We start from the raw sequence: 17,645 nt of genomic DNA, 5'->3' as shown, positions 1-17,645 counted from the left end.
TAGTCTCGCATTGGCACGGCACGCGGTGCGCATGAGCGCGCCGGTGCCGGCAAAGAAAATCGACGGACCCACGAAACGACGGCAGCATCATGACGACGACGCACGCACCCCAATCGCAACCGGTTCAACGACCGGGCAAGGTCTATCTGGTGGGCGCTGGTCCGGGTGCCGCCGACCTGATCACGGTGCGCGGCGCACGTCTGCTGGCACAAGCGGACGTGGTGCTTCACGACGCGCTCGTCGAACCGGAAATGCTCGCGCTGTGCCCGCAGGCGAAACTCGTCGCCGTGGGCAAACGCTGCGGCAAGCTCTCCAGCGCGCAGCAATTCATCAACAAGCAACTGATCGATCACGCCCGTACACATGGGCTGGTCGTGCGCCTGAAAGGCGGCGATCCCATGCTATTCGGCCGGGCAGACGAAGAACTGCGCGCGCTGGAAGCCGCAGGGGTCGAGGTCGAGGTCGTGCCGGGCATCACGGCGGCGCTCGCCAGTGCCGCTTCGCTCGGACGTTCGCTGACCCTGCGCGGCGTGTCGCGCAGCGTGGCGTTCGTCACGCAAAGCCGCGCGCCGGGATCGCCGGAGATCGCGCAGGACGCGTCTGCGGATTCGCTCGTCTACTACATGGGCCGCGACGCCGCCGCGCGCATCGCCTCGGAACTGATCGGGGCGGGCAAGTCGCCGGGGACCCCGGTGGCGATCGTCGAGTCGGTGACGACATCACGCGAGCGCCGCATCGGCATGACGCTCGCCGACTTGCGCGACGGCGTTGCCGTCTCGTGGTTCGACAGTTCGCAACCCAGCGTGATATTGGTCGGCGAGGCGTTTGCCGACGTGCTGGCGCAACCCGAACTTCAGGCGCACGCCGACACGCAACCGCCGGTGTCGGCGGCCGCGTAAGCGGGCCTAAAGCACACCAAAGCACACCAAAGCACACCCAAAGCACAACTCAACCGACGTTCGGCATACGAACGGCGGCAATGCCAGGGTTCGGGTGTTCGATACCGTGCATTTCGCGCAGGTGTCGGTGCGGATCGTGCACGCCGCCCCATCGGAAGCTTTGAATCGCCAGCGCAACGATCGCGAGCCCTTTCGTCACGGGATGTCCCTGCATGACGATCAGTCTCGCAAGTCCCATCGAGAGACCGACCTCCCCGATGAGCTCGGCAATCGAGAGCTCGCCCTTCGCATCCACAGACGCCACCAGTGCCTTCGCACGATCCATCGATCGCTGCACGTCGCGCGCGCCTTTTCGCGTCATCAGCCTGTCGACGACGTCCTCGACGGACACGCTTCGTCCGCGCTGATTTACCGCATCGATCAGGCTTCGCAGCGCTGCTGTGGCCCCGGCCTGTGAAGACAACGCATCGAGGTGCTTCATGATGCGCGACAACGTTTCCCGTTTGTGCAAAGGCGTGCGGTCTGGGCCGTGCTTCAGACCGATTTGCATAACAAGAACTCCTGTGAAGTGTTGGGCTGAGTCGATGGGAAAGTCAAAGTCGGAGGGCGACGCGTACCGGCACCACATCGTTGAAGTCACGAAACAGGTGCACGTTTGCCAGAAAGGTCAGATCGATTTCCTTCGTCCCGATGGCATAAGCTCCGCCTTCCCTGACCAGTTCGTATGGACCCGCCATGGCATTCAGATGCGTGCGCACAACGTCGATGATCGTCCGGCTGTCCGAGTGCGAAACGAGGGCTAGCGCCGGATCGAGAAAGTAGTACTGCGCAGCGGCGCCAGTGCGAATGTGCCGGCCCATCAGGAGCGTGCGGGTTCCGGCCGAAATTTCGAACGCACGCTCGGTGTCCTGTGCGCCGTTGAAGAGTGTGTCGAGTGTCTCGATGCCCAGAGAGAGGGATCGCTGGGGCAAATACTTGAGCTCGATACGTCCTAGTTCGCTGAGATCCTGCATGAGTCGTTCCGTGGCGGATGGCGGCAGTGCTGCCGCGCGATTGAAGACGGTCACCGCCGTTTCAACCGGGAAGTTCTCGCTCAGGAGCGGGCACGCCCGCAACAGTCCGTTACGGACATGCCCGAGATAAACCCGTGCGCGCTGCGTGACCGGTTTGTAGAGCGCTCCCAGCCGTGTTGCCTCGTCGGATAGCGGGCTGATCACGAACGTCTCGGCAGCATCCAGTACGTCTTGCAGATAGTCGATGCGCCCGGCGAGCTTGCCGAGGGTTTCGGCGTCCGTCACCGAAAGGTCGATGAAGTCGAGTTTCAGCAGGCGCAGTTGCCATTGCAGCGGGATGGCGTTGCCCGCAGTGTCTGCATTTGTCACGGCGCGCCGCGCGCTCTCGAAGACCGGATCGCGCAAATCGCGCAATTCGTCGAAGCGGGCGCGAAAGCCCTGATCGATGCGCCAGGCGGTGTCCGGATCTTCCAGCTCGGGCGCCGCAAAATCCGCCTGGGTCACGACATGCCAGCGCCCCGATTGCGAACGGCGCAGGAGCGGGGCGTCTTCCTTGATCGCTTCCGAGGCGGATTCCGGCGCCATGCGGAAAAAGCCGGTCTTGCTATCGAGCGAGAGGTAGGCGCGCGTGTCTGAGTCGATGGCGGCGTAGAACCTGCCGTCCACGCGGTGCAGGCCGAGGATCAGCGCGTCTTCGGCGCGAGGGGCCTGCGATACGAAATACTTGTAGCGGGCGTCTCCGCGCAGAAACAACATCACCTTGAAACGTGAGGCTGCGATGCCTTGCGCCCCGATCGCGGATAAGGAATTCTCCCACCCTTGTTTGAACAGTGCGCTGTCGTGGGTTGCCAAGCCGACGCCCATGCCGATGGCGCCGACGCCGGCGTCGACGACCGAGTAGGCCAGACTGAGGGGGCGTGCGAACGGCAGTGCCCAACTGCCCAGCCCGAAAGCCAGATCGACTTTCGAGAACTTGTCCATCAAGTTGAGCACCGGGCGGTACTCGGACTTCACGGTCGAGGGCGCGGGGTGATTGTGCTGCGTCTCATAGGCTGATGCGATGGCGGTGAAGGTGTCGACCGACGTGGTGTCGCGTACGCCTCGCATGTCGATGCTCGGCGCGTTGTACCACGTGGCATTGCCGGGTGCGCCGTCGAACAGGCTGACGATGCGCTCGCGCGTCGCGTCGCTGCGAACTTGTTCGGTGAACCACCGGGACATCCGGTCGCGGTCATCGAAACTGTAGATTCGCATGCCACCGGGGTAGGGGGCGATCAGCAGACAGGGCGAGCGACCCGGAATCGAGACGCGCATCAGCCGGGATTTCCATTGGCTCACCCAGAGCCACTCCCGCTCGACTTCGGGGGTCTTGATTTCGTTGTCGAGGTCATCGCTGCCAAGCCGGCCGATTTCGATCGGTCCGGCAATCCGTGTCGCGATGTGCACCTGATCCACGGACATGCGTTGTCGGCTCCGGGACATCCACACCTGCGCAATGAACTCGGACTTGAGCACCTTGCGGACTTTGCCGCGCGATGTCTCCCAGAACTTCGCGTCGGCCCGATCGATGTGCTGCCTCAGTTCATTCATCGAGCCCTCATCCAGGACGTCATTCACCGTCAAGGGTTGTTGGGCCGGTTTTTTCACGCTGTACACGGAGGTGTACTGGCTGCCCACTTCCGGGAGAAGCAGCGTGAGCTGTTTCGTATCTTCCGACGGAACCGTGCCGAGCATCACGGCCTCGGTCAGCGATTGCACGTTGCGCCCTGCGGCGCGGACATAGATCAGATCGCCGTTGGCTGGTGTTACGCCAAGGGTCGTCAGCCGGCGGCCGAGGTGGCGCCGCACGAGCTGTCTGACCTGAGGAACGGCCGTCGAAATGTCGTATCTCAGCAATTCCACGTGGGCCACGCTATTGACGTCGCGCAAGGTGATGCTGACCGGCTGGCCCGGCAACGACACGCCTGCGGACTGACTCTGCTCCCGGAGTGCCTGCAGGCCCTGCTCCACGGTCTCCGACTTCACGCCCGCGAGCCATGTCAGGTACTGCGCAATGCGCGGCCCCGTATCGTGGTGACTCGCGTGTAGTGAACCCTCTGCCTTGACGGTATCCAGGGTGGCCTGCATCGCCATCGCGACGGGCCCTTGCGCTGTCTGTCGGCTCAGTTTCGTGACGCGGATACCGTTCAACGCCTCGGTCTGAAAGGCACGCGGGAGCCGTTCGCACAGCGTGTTGCGCAAACCGAGTGCGTTGTTTTCGATGTCGCGCAACAGCGCCTGCGGCGACGCGAACGCACGCCACGCCGCCGCATCTCCCTGCAGATAGAGCAACGTCGTGCCATTGCCCGCCGGCTCTGTCACGACACAGCTCCCGGCGGGGGCGACGACGTGGTCTTTCTCCTCCTGACGGATCGTAAATTCGAGGCGATGGGTGGCAAACAAGATGCCTGACGCATCGTTTGACAGCGACAGATTGGTCAGTGCGCTCTGTCCCAGATAGAACGGCCGATTGCCGATCAGCGCATGCGTGTAACCGAGCGACAGTTCGTCGAGCGCGAACGCGGTGCCGATGGCCTGCGTGAGGCTTGAATTTGCCTTCGTCGCCAGTTCGGGCGGCGACTCCCACGTTTTCGCGGATCTGTCGTCGCACGCCGTGCGCCATCGCCTGACGATGTCGTCGAATCGCGTCGAGGTCATGACGGTGGGCGCTTCATATACGGCACCGGCGAGCGTCATGCGACTGACATCGAAGCTCACGCCGTCATCCGGGGCGGTGATGTTCAACTGGCCCGAGCGAATGAGTTCGGCCGCGTCGTGCAGCGGCCAGTAGGTGACGCGCTGCAGACGTCCTCCATTTTTGGCCGGTGCGTGGCGCCTTAGTCTCAGCTCGGTCCGGTCGATCCCGGAAAATTCTGTCGCGTTGGCGAGCAGCCCGTCGAGCAGCGTGCGTTCCGACGGTGGCGCCGTGAACGTCAACAACGGCGAAAACGACTTATGAAGCTCCGTGTGCGCGGCGCCACGGTGTCGCCACAGGTGCGCAATGTCGAAAAGACTTTGCAGCGCAGGCGAGGCGCGCATCTCGGTCGTCGCGGGCGATGCGTCGATGGCCGTGCGTTTGATGATCAAGGGAGACGCCGTGGTCGCGCCATCGACTCCCGGCAACGCGAGCGGTGTGAACGATGAGATGGCTGCCAATGCGGCGTCCACCTGTGCGGACACCGGGGCCGCAGCATCGGCCACATAGCGGGAGGCATCGGCAAACGTCTGCGCGAGCCGGTCGAGAAGGGCTGTCTCGGAGGTGGCTGGCGAGATGCTCTGCGATGGCAGGTCGGGTATGCCATCGAAGGCAGAGGGCGGCGCGTAATACGGCGTCTGCCCGCTATCGGGCCGGTACTGCGCCAGCGATGTGGCGTAGAGCAGCCCGAGCGCACAGCCGGTTTTCCCTGAACGCTTGAGGCGCGGCAGGAGAGCAACCTGCGTTGGTTCGACTTCATGTGGGAGCGCGAGCGTGAATCGGGGATCGTGCACAGGCGTCTTGCTCCCGAGCAGCAGGAAGTCTTGCCATGCCCCCGTGATCCATTCGCGCCACTCGCAAAAGTAGCGATGCCAGGCGCTGCCGTAACGGGCGGACTCTGCGCTCGGCACGTGCTCGCGAGTCAGTGAGCGCGCCAGATCGCGCAGTGAACGTCGGCTGAGGAGGCGACGACAGACGTCTTCGACCGTTTCCCGCTGTGTCCGTCGAGCGAGCGCTTCGGGCAGCATGTTCACGAGGTGGATGGCGAGTTGCGGCGCCTCGTCGAACACGTCGGCAAACTCGCCGATGAGCGTATCGTTCAATGCCGCCAGATCGTGCTGCGGCACGTTGACTTCCGCGAGGCGGAGCATCAGGCCGAGGGCGGGTTGGGCTTCCGGGGGCCCGTCGACGATGGCATTCGCCCCCGAGGCCAGCCGGTCGAAGCGGGTGATCCCGGCGAGTGGGCTGGTGTGCACCATGCGTTCGGAGTCGACTGGCCGGGGGGCCAAGGCGCCTGCCGCAGGAGACACACGGGTTGCGTTTGGAAACATGCCTGAGCTCCCATCGGAGAGGAACTGCCGTGCAATGACATGGGGCCGACGTGTGTGACGTGAAGCATGGCGCGCCGGTCGTTCGACACCAGTCTGTCGGCGCACCCATGCAGCAGCTTGCAGATAGTGTTCAAATCGTCGGGATCGTCGGGATCGTCGGGATATGGGCCGTCAGGTGAGATCGACGTCAAATGTGCAGGGCAACGCGCGCCAGCACCGGCTCCGTATAGTCGCGGTACAGCATCACGTTGGCGAGCCTGGACAAGTCGATTTCTTTCGTCTCGATGGCGAGCACCGAGCCCCGTCTGATCAGGTCGTATACGCTCGCCATGGCATTGAGGTGAGCGCGCATCATGCTCAGTAGCTTCGCGTAATCCGGATGCACGATGATCGCTACAGCCGGGTCCATGAAGTAATACTCCGTAGCCCCGGTGTCACGCATACGCCGACCTAGCAACAGCGTGCGCGTGCCTGCTGTCACTTCATACGCCCGGGCGCCTTGTCGTGCGCCATCGAACAGTGTGTCCAGACTGGGGAATCCGAGCGATATCGGTGGCGACTCGATGTAGCTGAGCGTGGCCTGACCGAACTCGTTGAGATCGTTGACATAGTCGCTGGTGACCGAGGGCGGCCATCGGCCGATGCGATTGAACATCTCTACCATCGATTCGATTCGCAGTGACGGCGACACCAGGGCACACGCGCGCATCAGTCCTGCATGCACGTGGCTGATGTAGACGCGCGGGCGCTGGATCACTTCCCGATATACCGCGCCCAGACGCTGCGCATCGCTGGACAGCGGACTGATGACGAAGGGTTCGGCGGCATCCACCACGTTTTGCAGAAAGTCGATGCGCCCGGCCAGCGTGCCGAGTCTTTCCAGGTCTTGCTCCGACAGATCGAGAAATTCGAGCTTGCGCAACCGCAATTGCCAGCGAAGCTGCGTGTGCGTGCCGGAGGTGCCCGAACTCGTGACCGCGCGACGGGCGCGTTCGAAGGCGGCATGACGTGCATCACGCAACTGATCGTGGCGAGCCCGGAAGCCCTGATCGATACGCCACGCCGTTTGCGGCTCATCCAGCGCCGGCACCTGAAACTCGGATTGCACCGGGACGTGCCAGTGACCGCTGGGCGAGCGCGTCAGGAGTGGTGCGCTGTCGCTGACCGATGCGCCCGGATCGGCGTCGATCATGCGGAAAAATCCGGTCATCTCATCGAATGACAAATAGGCGCGCGTGTCCGAGTCGATGGCCGCATAGAACCTGCCGGCAACGCGGTGCAAGCCCTCGATCAGGGCCTCCTCTTCGCGCGGGGCGTCGGCGACGAAGTACCTGTAGCGCAGGTCGCCCTTCAGTATCATGAGCGCCCGAAAGTGCGCCGCTCTCATGCCTTGCGCACCGATGGCGGATAGCACGGAGTGCCACCCCTGCCTGGACAAATCCGAATCGTCGGTCATGAGGCCGCCGACCATGCTGATTACGCCGACCCCCATGTCGACCGCAGAGTAAGCGATGCTGATCGGACGGGCTGCCGGCAGCAGCCAGGTGCCCACGCCCAGCGCCAGATCGAATTTCGCCATCAGATCCATGATCGTCAGCACGGGACGCGTGCCGGATTCCGTGCCCGCGTCATGTTGCCAATGCGTTTGCTGACGCATCTCATACGCCGATGCTACCGCTGTGAAAGTATCGCGCGCGAGTGTCTCTCGCGCTCCCTTGTCGTCGAGACTGGCCTTCGCAAGCCACGCGGCGTCGGGCAAGGTGAATTCGGAGAGTGTCGATGCGATGCGCGCCCGCGTCGTATCGTTGCGCATTTGCTGATCGAACCACGTCGTCAATTGCGAGCGATCGTCGAAACCATACACGCGCAGGCCTTCGGAGTAGGGGGCGATCAACAGGCATGGCGTCTGCCCGGCGATCGATGCGAGCATCAGCGTGGTAGCGCGCCCGGCAATGCGCAACCACTCCCGCTCCACCCCCGGTGTTTCGATGACCTGTGCGAGGTATTCACCGTTTAGCCGACGCAGTTCGATGGGGCCGGCGATGTGCGACGCGATGGTGACCAGACTGTCCGACATCTGTCCATGCGTGCGGTGTAACCAGACTTGCGCGATGAATTCGGATTTGATGACGTTGCGGACGTGATCGCGCGACGTGTCCCAGAACGTCTGGCTGGCGCTGTCGAGTTTCGTCCGTAGGGTTTCGGCAGACGCGCTGTCGAAGACATCTTTGAAGACAGGCGCGCGGCCCGAACCAGCCATGTTTTGCAGGCCGTGAGCACCCTGCACGAGCAGCGGCAGGTCGGCGAACTTGTCCGTGTCGAGCGACGCACTGAGGACAACGTCGGTGAGCGATCTTGCTTCCAGCCAACCGACTTTGACATAAACGGTGTCGGGGTCGATGCGATGCGCCCCGCACCGCTTCAACTGCGCTCTGAGATGGTGCTGTGTCATGAGGCGCACGCGCGGGATCGATGACGATACCCGGTGTCGCAGATCCGCGAGGTGACCGATTGCCGAGACGTCACGCAGCGACACTTCGGGCAACTTGCCGACGGCGCGAGGGTTGTCGGAACGCATCTGCGCCCGGCGCTGTTGCAGACTGAGCGCCACAGCGGGCGAGTTCGCGCCGGAAAGCCACGCGAGATATTGCGCGAGGCGAGGGCGTGTGTGCGTGCCGACGAGCGGTAGCGGGCCGTCCGCCGCGATCGTGGCGAGCGTGGCCTGCGTTGCGAGTTCCAGTGGCTGTTTGACCTGTTGATGCCGCAGCGTGATCGTGGGCACCTGCGTTTGGGCGCACCGGCGCAGCGATAGCGGCAGACGGTCGCACAGCAGGTTGAGCAGCGCCGCTTCGTTGTTGCCGATGTCGTCGAGCAATGCCTGTTTGGACGCATAAGCTCGCCACGATTGCGTGTCGCCTTGAACGTAGAGCAGCGTGGTGTCGTTTGCGGACGGCGCACTGACCACGCACGTGCCCGCAGGCGTGGCCGTCTGCCACGTGCCATTGCCGATGCGTACGGAGAACTCCAGCCGATGGGAGGTGAAGACGTGGTTCGACGGATCGTCCGAGAGCGAAATGTTGGCCAGTGCGGCTTGTCCCAGATGCAGGGCCCGATTGGGGAGAACCCCGTTGTTCCGGGCCAGCGACAGATCGCCTGCCGCCAGAGCGGTGCTCACCGCAGTGGTCAGGCTGGCGTTCGCCCGCTGCGTCAGATCGCCGGACGGGTTCCACATCCTGGCGGCTCGCTCCCGGCACGCCACGATCCATCGCGAGACGATCTCACCCAATCGCGTCGCCGACAGGAGCGAGGGCGTTTCGTAGACGGCGCCTTCCGGCGTCTCGACGCAAACATCGAAGTCGACGTCCGCGTCCGCTTCGGTCAGGTTGAGTTTGCCGGCACGGATGTGGTTGGCCGCGTCCGGCAGCGACCAGTACGTCACCCGCTTGGTCCGGCCGCCGTTTTCAGACGGCATGTGGCGCCTGAGCCTGAGTTGGGTCACATTGGACGAGCGGAGTTCGTCGGCGTCACCGAGCAGGCCGTAAAGCAGCGTTTCCTCAGTCGGCAAGGGCGTGAACGTGAGCATCGGGCTGAACCGCGCATGCAGCGCCTGGTGGGCCGCGACACGGTGTCGCCACAACTGGGCGACATTCATCAGATGCTGCATTTCCGGCGAGGCGGACATGCCGGGGAAGGGCGACGCGTTTGCCTTGCCGTTCGTGACGAGGAGGGCCGGTCTGGAAGGCAGGTAGGCGTTCACGGCAGGTAAGCCGCATGACGGGAGAGACCGGAGCCGTTCAAGTGTCGCGTGCAGCGCGCCGGCGGCAGGCATGGAGAGTGCCGTCGCGAGGCGAGTCGAGTCCGCGATTATCCGGCTGATACGGTCGAGCATCGTCTGGTCCGCTTCGGGCATCGCGGTGATGTCCTCGGGGACATCGAAGACGGCGTCGCCGGCGATCGGCTCGCTCGATGCGGGGAATGCACCCGGCAGTCGGTCCGGCTGCCCCGGGCGCTGTTGATGACATCCCGACGACAGGAACAGCAATCCCAGCAAGTACCCTGTCTTTCCGCTGCGGGTGAAATCCAATGCGGGCACGTCGTGCGAACCGCGCGACGGACTCGTCGACGTGTTCGTCAGCGTGATGCCGCGATCGTCGGCACACGCCCCGCTACCCAGCAGTAGAAACGTTTGCCACGCCTTGACGATCGACGTTCGCCAGTCGCGAAAGTAGCGCCACCATGCACTGCCGAAGCCGGGCGTTGGTGGGGGAGACGTTGTCTCGCATGCTTCGAACGATTTGGGATCGGGCTGGACGATCTCGTCGAGTAGTGCTTCACAGACTTCCGCTACGGGCGTCTCTGGCCTTCGTCCGGCAAGTTCGCCGGGGAGCCTGTCGAGAAGGTAGGTCGCCCGCGACGGATCGTCGCCGAACGTGTCGGCAATCCGTTCGATGAGGTTGTCATTCAGCGCGGCGAGGTCTTCGACCGGGACGTTGTGTGCAGCCAGCCGTAACAGGAGACCCAACGCCGTGCTGGCTTCCGGTGACTCGCCGAGCATCGTGCAAGCCGACGTGGACAGCGCCTGGAAACCTGTCACGTCTGCCACCGTGCGATGGGCAGGCGTTTCGACGGATGTCTCGTCAAACCCGGCACGTGGCGTCGCTGCCGTCCGCGTTCCTGCTGCGTTTACCTGCATATCGAAACCTCCGTCGGCTCAGGACTCAGGTGATGGGGGTAACCGGGGGCTGACCCTCGGCGCAAACACGCATGGTCAAACAAAACGCATCGCTACCCGAATCAGCACGGGCTCGGTGTACTCGCGCACCAGATACACCTCGTCAAGCCAGACCAGATCGAGCTCTCTGGCGTCGACAGTGTAGGCGCCGTCTTCACTGACCACGCCGTAGTCACTCGCCATTGCGGAGATATGCGCGCGCGAGTCCGAGCAGCGTCGGATAGTCGTTGTGCATGACCATGGCCGCCGCAGGGTCCACGAAGTAGTATTGTGTTTCGCCTTCCGCTTGAAGACGGCGTCCGAGCATCAGGGTGCGGGTACCTGCCGTCACTTCGAACGCGCGTGCTCCGGTGCTCGGGCCATCGAATAGCGTGCTTAGCGTCTGGATGCCGACGTTCAGTGACGGTGTGTCCAGGTACCGGGCTGTCATGCTGCCGATTTCCTGAAGATCGGACATGAGCCAGAACGACTCCTGAGGCAGCAATCGTGCTTGATGGTTGAACAAGCCGATCATGTTTTCCAGCGAGTAGTGCGATGGGACCAGCGCGCACGCGCGCAGGAGTCCCGTGCGGACATGACCGAGGTACACGCGAGGTCGCTGCGTGATGACCCGGCAAACGGCGCCCACACTCCATCGTTGGACAGGTCCTCGACGGGGATACCCTGCTCGGTCAGTCGAAGCATCAGCCCCAGCGCGGGCTGCGCTTCGGGCGGCTCGTCGAGCATTGCGCAGGCTCGTGTGGAGAGAGAATTGAATCGGGCAATGTCGTAACGCGTGTCGTGGCTCGTCGCGTTAGCGAGGCCGTCCAGGCTATCGAGACGATTCGGCGCGAAGGTGTGTGTCGTCAGTGCGTTGGGTAGGGTGGCGGGCATATCGGAACTTTCGTCGACGAAAAAAGGCCCGCGGTACAGCGCATGTGACCGGACTGCGCCAGTGGGCGTGTGCACGGGGCGTACGGCGAAAGTCTGCCGGGGGAGCCCCCCCGCAACTTGCAAATTGTGGTCAACGCCGTGCAACGCGAACGATTGGGAGGCGGCCCGGTACGTGCATGTGAGTACGCGGTGCGACGACACAAGGCACTGGCATACCGAATGTCAGAACGACGACGCAAGGGAGGGGGAGCGGAAGGGGAAGGAGGAGCGGAGGTGGAGCTGAGGTGGAGTTGTGGCGGGAAACGCCGGGCGAATCCGTCTGTGGTCAGCGGCGATCCAGTTCGCCTGCGCAGTACGTCGCGAGCGCCTGAATCACGGCGGCGTCCTCGCCGATGGCAGCGCTCACGCGCAGGGTGACGCCGGGGTGTGCGGCGCGGCAGGCGTCGACGAGCACCGGCAGATCGCGCCGGACGTGGCCGCCCTGACCGAGAAAGACGGGCACGACGGTAATGTCGGCGCTGCCTTGTGCGACGAGTGCGTCGACGGCATCGGCCAGACTGGGCGTCATCAGTTCGAGAAACGCCAGGCTGACGTTGGCGTCGGGGCGCTGCGCGACCAACTGGTCGCGCAGGCGCTCGAACGGCTCGGCCCACCGCGGATCGCGCGAACCGTGGGCGAAGAGAACGACACCGGATTTGCCGCGCATCGTCGTCACCTCAATGCTTGTCGACCCAGCGCAACGCCCCGATGGCGAGCACCAGATAGAGCAGCGATGGCAAGGCCGCCGTGAACCACGCCGGCCAGGTGTTGAGCAGCCCCAGATGAGAGAACAGGTTGTTGAGCAACTGGAAGCTCATGCCGAGCATGATGCCGCCGAACACCTTCAGGCCGATGGCCCCGGCGCGCGCATGGAGATAGGCGAACGGCAGCGCCAGCGCCATCATCACGAAGACGGCGAACGGGTACAGCAGCTTCTGCCACAGCGCGAGGTTGTAGCGGTCGGTGTTCTGCTGGTTTTCCTTCAGGTGGCCGATGTAGCGGTACAGACTGCCGATCGCCATGTTGTCGGGCGAGACCATCAGCACCGACAGGATCTGCGGCGTGAGTTCCGAGCGCATCTGCACCGTGTCGATGTGCACCTGCTTGCTCTGCACGAGGGCGCGTAGCGGGTCGGTGCTGGTCGTGGCGTCGGTCGTCGCGGCGAAGACCGTCTCGGATACGTCCGTCAGTTTCCAGTAATTCGGGGCATCGAACTGGCCGAGCTTGGCCAGTCGCACGCTGTCGAGCCGCAACTTGTCGTCGAACTCGTAAATGCGCACGTTGGCGATGGTGTTATCCGGATTGAGCGTGCCGACGTTGATGAAGCGGGTCACGCGCTGACCGTCCTGATCGATGGTGTCTTTCACCCAGACACCTGAACGGAAGCCCGCCGAGACCGAACTCCCCAGGGCTTCGAGGCGAATCTTCTGTGCCAGTTGCTCGGCGCTCGGCGCGATGTACTCGCCGATGACGAAGGTCATGAGCACCACCGGGAACCCGATCTTGAGCAGCGAGCGCAGCGCCTGCCCCGTCGACAGTCCCGAAACGCGGAAGATGGTGAATTCCGAATTGCCGGCCAGCTGCGCGCAGACATAGATGGCGGCGATCAGCGAGGCGACCGGAATGATTTCGTACATGCGCTGCGGCGCGAACAGCAGCACGTAAGCCAGCGCATGCTGGAAGCGGTAGCCGCCTCGCCCGACATCACCGAGTTCGCTGACCAGATCGAAGAAGACGAACAGGCCGACGAACGCCAGCAGCACGAACAGGAACGCCAGATAGATCTGACGGGCAAAGTACTTCTCGTAGACGCGCATCATCGGGCACCTCCCGAGGCACGCGCCCCGCCGGCGCCGTGATTGCGGCGACGGCCGAACAGGCCACGGAAGCGCACGCGGCGCAGGTAAAGCAGCACGATGATGGCCAGTGCCAGCGCGTGCAGCAGCCACACGCCGACGGCCAGCGGCAGACGCTCCTGCGCCACCCATGCCTGCGACAGGCTCAGCAGGTTGGTGTACGCCAGATAAATCAGCACGGCCATGACCAGGTTGACGGTTCGACCGTGACGCGGGTTCTGGTAGGCGAGCGGTACCGCCAGCAGGACCAGCGAGAGTGCCAGCAACGGCAGGCCGATGCGCCAGACGATTTCGCCACGGAAGATAGGGTTCTGGATTTCACGGAACAGGCGGGCCGTCGGCACGCCCTTGGTCGGCGTATTGTCCGGATCGGCCGCCGTCGGATTGTCGATCTTCACGCCGTAGCGCTCGAACTCCATCACGCGGTAGTCGGGCTGTCCGGGCACGCCGTCGTAGCGGCGGCCTTTTTCCAGCACGATGTAGCGGTTGCCGTCCTTGGCCGTCTCGATATGACCGTCTTTCGAGACGACGACGTTGACCTTGCCGTTTTCCGTGCCGGAGACGAAGACGTTGTGGACCTTCGTGGCATCGGCGGAGACCGTCTCGACGAAGAACACGCGATGGCTCGCGGCGCTTTCGCGGAACTGGCCCGGGGAGATCATCGAAACGTCGTCCCGCTGGGCGAAACGCGCTTCGAGCAGCGAGATCTGCTGGTTCGCCCACGGCCACGCCACCAGTGCGCAGAACGTCACGACAGCCAGATAGGGCGCGGCAAAGCGCAGTACCGGTTTGATGAAGTCGGTGATCGACAGGCCCGAGGCGAACCACACGACCATTTCCGAGTCGCGGTACCAACGGGTGAGGACGAACAGGATCGAGACGAACAACGTCACGATCAGAATGACGGCGAGGTAGCCGATCACGGCCAGGCCGATGAGCACGAGCACATCGCGCGGATCGGCTTTCCCCGACGCGGCGAAGCCCAGGATGCGGATCATCATGGTGGTGAGCATGACGGTGATCAGCACCATGAAGACGGCCCCGGCGGTGTAGTTCAGCTCGCGCTGCAGGGAACGCTGAAAAATCATGTGATGACGGTTGGGGTGCTCTCGCGGTTGGGCGAGCGCGGAAAAAAGCGGATAATTGCGGCTCGTACGAATTTTACCCGAGGAAAGCGCGATGGACTTTAGCACAAAAGCCTTCGATTCGACCAAGGCGGGCCAAGCCGGTCTCGCCAACGCAAAGACCGAATGTCTGGTGGTTGGCGTGTTCGAGCAGCAGCCGCTCGCAGGACTCGCCAAGGCGCTCGACGCCGCGAGCAAGGGCCTGCTCGCCCGCATGGTCAAGCGTGGCGAACTCGACGGCAAGCTCGGCAGCACCCTGATGCTGCACGAAGTCGCCGGCTGGAGCCCGGCACGTGTGCTGTTCGTCGGTCTGGGCCGTGAAGACCAGCTCTCGCAGAAGCACTTCAACGAAGCCACCCGCGCCGCCGTTCGCGCCGTGCTCGCCTCGCGCGCTACGGACGCACTCTGGACCCTGCCGCAGACCAAGGTGCTCACGCAGGACACCGCCTGGGCCGTGCGCGCCTCGGTGATCGCGTTGCGCGACGCCACCTACCGCTTCACCCAGATGAAGAGCAAGGCGGAGCCCGCCAACACCGCGCTGCGCAAGGTCGTCTTCTCGGTCGCCCCGGACGATCTGAAGGCCGCCAAGCTGGCCGCCAGGCATGGCGAAGCGATTGCCAACGGCATGACGCTCACCAAGGATCTCGGCAACCTGCCGGGCAACGTGTGCACGCCGACGTATCTGGCCGACACCGCCCGTAAGCTCGGCCGCGAATTCAAGCTCAAGTCGGAAATCCTCGGCCCGAAGCAGATCGAGGCGCTCAAGATGGGGTCGTTCCTGTCGGTCGCCCGTGGCTCGGTCGAGCCGCCGCAGTTCATCGTCCTCAAGTATGAAGGGGGCAGCGCCAAGCAGGCCCCGATCGTGCTCGTGGGCAAGGGCGTGACGTTCGATACGGGCGGCATCTCGCTCAAGCCGGGCGAGGGCATGGACGAGATGAAGTACGACATGTGCGGCGCCGGTTCGGTGCTCGGCACGATTCGTGCGGTCGCCGAGATGGGCCTCAAGCTCAACGTCGTCGCCATCGTGCCGGCCACGGAGAACATGCCGAGCGGTCAGGCGACCAAGCCGGGCGATGTCGTGACCAGCATGTCCGGTCAGACCATCGAGGTGCTCAATACCGACGCCGAAGGCCGTCTGATCCTGTGCGATGCCCTGACGTACGCCGAGCGCTTCAAGCCGGCAGCGGTGATCGACGTCGCCACGCTTACTGGCGCGTGCATCATCGCATTGGGCCACGTGAATTCGGGGCTGTTCTCCAAGAGCGACGCCCTCGCCGACGAACTGCTGGCAGCCGGCCGCACGACGGGCGACACCGCCTGGCGTCTGCCGGTCGAAGACGAGTATCAGGAGCAGCTCAAGTCGAATTTCGCCGACGTGGCGAACATCGGCGGGCGTCCGGCCGGTAGCGTGACGGCGGCTTGCTTCCTGGCGCGCTTCACCGAGAAGTACGAGTGGGCGCACCTGGATATCGCCGGTACCGCATGGAAGAATGGCGCGGCCAAGGGCGCGACGGGCCGTCCGGTGCCGTTGCTCACGCAGTTCCTGATCGATCGCGAGGCCCGGTGACCCGCGTCGACTTTCACACGCATGTGGCGAACCGGCTCGAATACGCGTGCCGGTTCGCGCGCAAGGTCTACGGGGCCGGGCAGACGCTCGTGGTCGTTGGCGAACCCGACGTGCTGCGCGCGTTCGATCAGGCCCTGTGGACGTTTTCGCCGCTGGAGTTCGTGCCGCACTGCTTCACCCGAGATCCGCTCGCCGCAAAGACGCCGGTCGTGCTGGCTGCACCCGACGAGCAGGCTCAGCACCATCAGGTGCTGTTGAATCTGGCGGGCAGCGTGCCCACGCACTTCGCCCGGTTCGAGCGCGTTGTGGAGATCATCGGCGACACCCCGGAAGACTTGTCCGGCGCTCGCGAGCGTTATCGTTTCTACCGTGACCGGGGCTACACCCTGAACAACTACGACCAACGAGGTTGACCGTGACGAACGAGCCCGAGCGCAACGATCCCGGCATTCCCACGCTGACCGAAGTGCTCGCGCCGGGCGAAGGGACGCCGCAGCCGGACACGGCCGATGCCTCTGCCGACGAGGCGGTACAAGCGACGGAAAAAGGCGTGCCGGCCGATGTGGCGGTCTTTGCCGAGCGCGTTAGCGCCCGGCTCACGCTGCAACTGGCCGACGAGATCACGACGATGGTGGAGCGTCGCTGCCACGACGCGTTGATCGATCAGACGTCGTGGCTCGTGCAACTGATCGGCAAGCAGGTCGCCGACGCCTTGCAGGCGCAACTGCCGGATCGCATCCGTCAGGCGGTGATCGAAGAGGTCGCGAAGCAGGTGCGCTCGCAAGGGTGATGTGCAGTTGCGCAGGCGGGGACTCGCTTCGCCCTGGCGCATGAGGCCAACGTCTGGCGCTGTCGCCCGTTGGGGTTCCTGCCGCCCGGTCTAGGAGCGTGACGGGCGCGCCATCCCGAGAATCCACTGCGCGAGCCGGTTGGCCTCACCCGGGGCGAGTTGCAGGCTCGCCGGCATCGGAATCTTTCCCCACTTCCCCTGACTACCGTCGGAAATCGAGCGTGCGAGCGCATCGGCTGCGCCCGGCTGTCCGGCGTAGCGTTTCGCGATGTCGCGGTATGACGGTGCGAGCAGCGTTCTGTCGGCCGCGTGGCACGTCATGCAGTTGCGGGCGCGGGCAAGCGTTTCCATCGCACGTGCATCGGGCACGTCGGACGCGGGGGCTGATGTCGTGTCGCCTTGCGCGAAGGCCGCGCCAGTGGCGAGCGTCAGCCAGACACTCAACATCGCGCCGGCACAAACGCCGGTCAATCCCTTCATTTGGTACTCCCCGACCGATGACCTTTGATGGATTCGCGATGCGAGGCTGCCGGAGGGGGACGTCCGCAGTCGTCCACGAAGGATGGGGCGACAGGGTAACGGCCTAAGGGTTTGGGGCAGGCGCATCGACGCGCCATTATACGGCGGCGAACCCGCGCTTCGGCGTGTCATGAAGACGCATGGCGGCGCATGAAAAACGGCGCGTTC

The 17,645-nt window shown here is 64.1% G+C and carries 14 protein-coding genes; 4 read left to right on the top strand and 10 right to left on the bottom strand.

The genetic code is table 11. The features are described from left to right. Nucleotides 1-89 precede the first annotated feature (89 nt). Nucleotides 90-899, top strand: a complete 810-nt coding sequence (cobA, locus tag PCA20602_RS19125) for a uroporphyrinogen-III C-methyltransferase (RefSeq protein ID WP_150722559.1) — start codon at nucleotides 90-92, stop codon at nucleotides 897-899. Nucleotides 900-948: 49 nt separating this feature from the next. Here cobA and PCA20602_RS19120 read toward each other — a convergent pair whose 3' ends face one another. From PCA20602_RS19120 to lptF, 9 genes are all read right to left on the bottom strand, one after another. Then, entirely contained in the window at nucleotides 949-1,449 is a 501-nt protein-coding gene (locus PCA20602_RS19120) for a hypothetical protein (RefSeq protein ID WP_150722558.1), read from the bottom strand. A 43-nt stretch (nucleotides 1,450-1,492) separates the two neighbouring features. Continuing rightward, nucleotides 1,493-5,905, bottom strand: coding sequence for a dermonecrotic toxin domain-containing protein (locus PCA20602_RS19115; protein ID WP_150722557.1), 4,413 nt, complete (start codon nucleotides 5,903-5,905; stop codon nucleotides 1,493-1,495). A 259-nt stretch (nucleotides 5,906-6,164) separates the two neighbouring features. Next, nucleotides 6,165-10,571, bottom strand: a complete 4,407-nt coding sequence (locus PCA20602_RS19110; protein ID WP_150722556.1) for a dermonecrotic toxin domain-containing protein — start codon at nucleotides 10,569-10,571, stop codon at nucleotides 6,165-6,167. 174 nt (nucleotides 10,572-10,745) lie between these two features. Beyond that, nucleotides 10,746-10,892, bottom strand: coding sequence for a hypothetical protein (locus tag PCA20602_RS25710; RefSeq protein ID WP_174981322.1), 147 nt, complete (start codon nucleotides 10,890-10,892; stop codon nucleotides 10,746-10,748). Then, the gene (locus PCA20602_RS19105) at nucleotides 10,882-11,166 is read right to left on the bottom strand and encodes a hypothetical protein (RefSeq protein ID WP_150722555.1); all 285 of its coding nucleotides are present in this window, start codon (nucleotides 11,164-11,166) and stop codon (nucleotides 10,882-10,884) included. The genes PCA20602_RS25710 and PCA20602_RS19105 overlap by 11 nt, the downstream gene beginning before the upstream one ends. Before the next feature lie 53 nt (nucleotides 11,167-11,219). Continuing rightward, entirely contained in the window at nucleotides 11,220-11,582 is a 363-nt protein-coding gene (locus PCA20602_RS19100; protein WP_150722554.1) for a hypothetical protein, read from the bottom strand. A gap of 325 nt (nucleotides 11,583-11,907) precedes the next feature. Further along, entirely contained in the window at nucleotides 11,908-12,288 is a 381-nt protein-coding gene (locus PCA20602_RS19095) for a sirohydrochlorin chelatase (RefSeq protein ID WP_150722553.1), read from the bottom strand. 10 nt (nucleotides 12,289-12,298) lie between these two features. After that, complete coding sequence (gene lptG / locus PCA20602_RS19090) at nucleotides 12,299-13,438, bottom strand: LPS export ABC transporter permease LptG (RefSeq protein WP_150722693.1); 1,140 nt, start codon at nucleotides 13,436-13,438, stop codon at nucleotides 12,299-12,301. Beyond that, complete coding sequence (gene lptF, locus PCA20602_RS19085) at nucleotides 13,438-14,565, bottom strand: LPS export ABC transporter permease LptF (protein ID WP_150722552.1); 1,128 nt, start codon at nucleotides 14,563-14,565, stop codon at nucleotides 13,438-13,440. The genes lptG and lptF overlap by 1 nt, the downstream gene beginning before the upstream one ends. A 91-nt stretch (nucleotides 14,566-14,656) precedes the next feature. Between lptF and PCA20602_RS19080 the strand changes: the two genes are divergently transcribed. The 3 genes from PCA20602_RS19080 to PCA20602_RS19070 are packed head-to-tail and all read left to right on the top strand — an operon-like array spanning nucleotide 14,657 to nucleotide 16,958. Beyond that, entirely contained in the window at nucleotides 14,657-16,168 is a 1,512-nt protein-coding gene (locus tag PCA20602_RS19080) for a leucyl aminopeptidase (protein ID WP_150722551.1), read from the top strand. Then, complete coding sequence (locus PCA20602_RS19075; protein WP_150722550.1) at nucleotides 16,165-16,581, top strand: DNA polymerase III subunit chi; 417 nt, start codon at nucleotides 16,165-16,167, stop codon at nucleotides 16,579-16,581. The genes PCA20602_RS19080 and PCA20602_RS19075 overlap by 4 nt, the downstream gene beginning before the upstream one ends. 2 nt (nucleotides 16,582-16,583) lie before the next feature. Then, the gene (locus PCA20602_RS19070; RefSeq protein WP_174981319.1) at nucleotides 16,584-16,958 is read left to right on the top strand and encodes a DUF2486 family protein; all 375 of its coding nucleotides are present in this window, start codon (nucleotides 16,584-16,586) and stop codon (nucleotides 16,956-16,958) included. A gap of 90 nt (nucleotides 16,959-17,048) precedes the next feature. On the opposite strand, the gene PCA20602_RS19065 is transcribed toward PCA20602_RS19070, so the two are convergent. Next, complete coding sequence (locus tag PCA20602_RS19065; RefSeq protein WP_246182239.1) at nucleotides 17,049-17,438, bottom strand: c-type cytochrome; 390 nt, start codon at nucleotides 17,436-17,438, stop codon at nucleotides 17,049-17,051. Nucleotides 17,439-17,645 lie beyond the last annotated feature (207 nt).

The organism is Pandoraea capi (genome assembly GCF_902459735.1).
Lineage (GTDB): Bacteria > Pseudomonadota > Gammaproteobacteria > Burkholderiales > Burkholderiaceae > Pandoraea > Pandoraea capi.
Note: the sequence above shows the minus strand (reverse complement) of the source record. Positions and strands in the feature narration are given on the sequence as shown.

Excerpts from the sequence above, each read along its gene's own strand:
- PCA20602_RS19080 (WP_150722551.1), top strand. The coding sequence starts at position 14,657 with ATGGACTTTAGCACAAAAGCCTTCGATTCGACCAAGGCGGGCCAAGCC.
- PCA20602_RS19120 (WP_150722558.1), bottom strand. The coding sequence starts at position 1,449 with ATGCAAATCGGTCTGAAGCACGGCCCAGACCGCACGCCTTTGCACAAA.
- PCA20602_RS19105 (WP_150722555.1), bottom strand. The coding sequence starts at position 11,166 with ATGTCCGATCTTCAGGAAATCGGCAGCATGACAGCCCGGTACCTGGAC.
- PCA20602_RS19115 (WP_150722557.1), bottom strand. The coding sequence starts at position 5,905 with ATGGTGCACACCAGCCCACTCGCCGGGATCACCCGCTTCGACCGGCTG.
- PCA20602_RS19095 (WP_150722553.1), bottom strand. The coding sequence starts at position 12,288 with ATGCGCGGCAAATCCGGTGTCGTTCTCTTCGCCCACGGTTCGCGCGAT.
- PCA20602_RS19065 (WP_246182239.1), bottom strand. The coding sequence starts at position 17,438 with ATGAAGGGATTGACCGGCGTTTGTGCCGGCGCGATGTTGAGTGTCTGG.
- lptG (WP_150722693.1), bottom strand. The coding sequence starts at position 13,438 with ATGCGCGTCTACGAGAAGTACTTTGCCCGTCAGATCTATCTGGCGTTC.
- PCA20602_RS25710 (WP_174981322.1), bottom strand. The coding sequence starts at position 10,892 with ATGGCGAGTGACTACGGCGTGGTCAGTGAAGACGGCGCCTACACTGTC.
- lptF (WP_150722552.1), bottom strand. The coding sequence starts at position 14,565 with ATGATTTTTCAGCGTTCCCTGCAGCGCGAGCTGAACTACACCGCCGGG.
- cobA (WP_150722559.1), top strand. The coding sequence starts at position 90 with ATGACGACGACGCACGCACCCCAATCGCAACCGGTTCAACGACCGGGC.
- PCA20602_RS19100 (WP_150722554.1), bottom strand. The coding sequence starts at position 11,582 with ATGCCCGCCACCCTACCCAACGCACTGACGACACACACCTTCGCGCCG.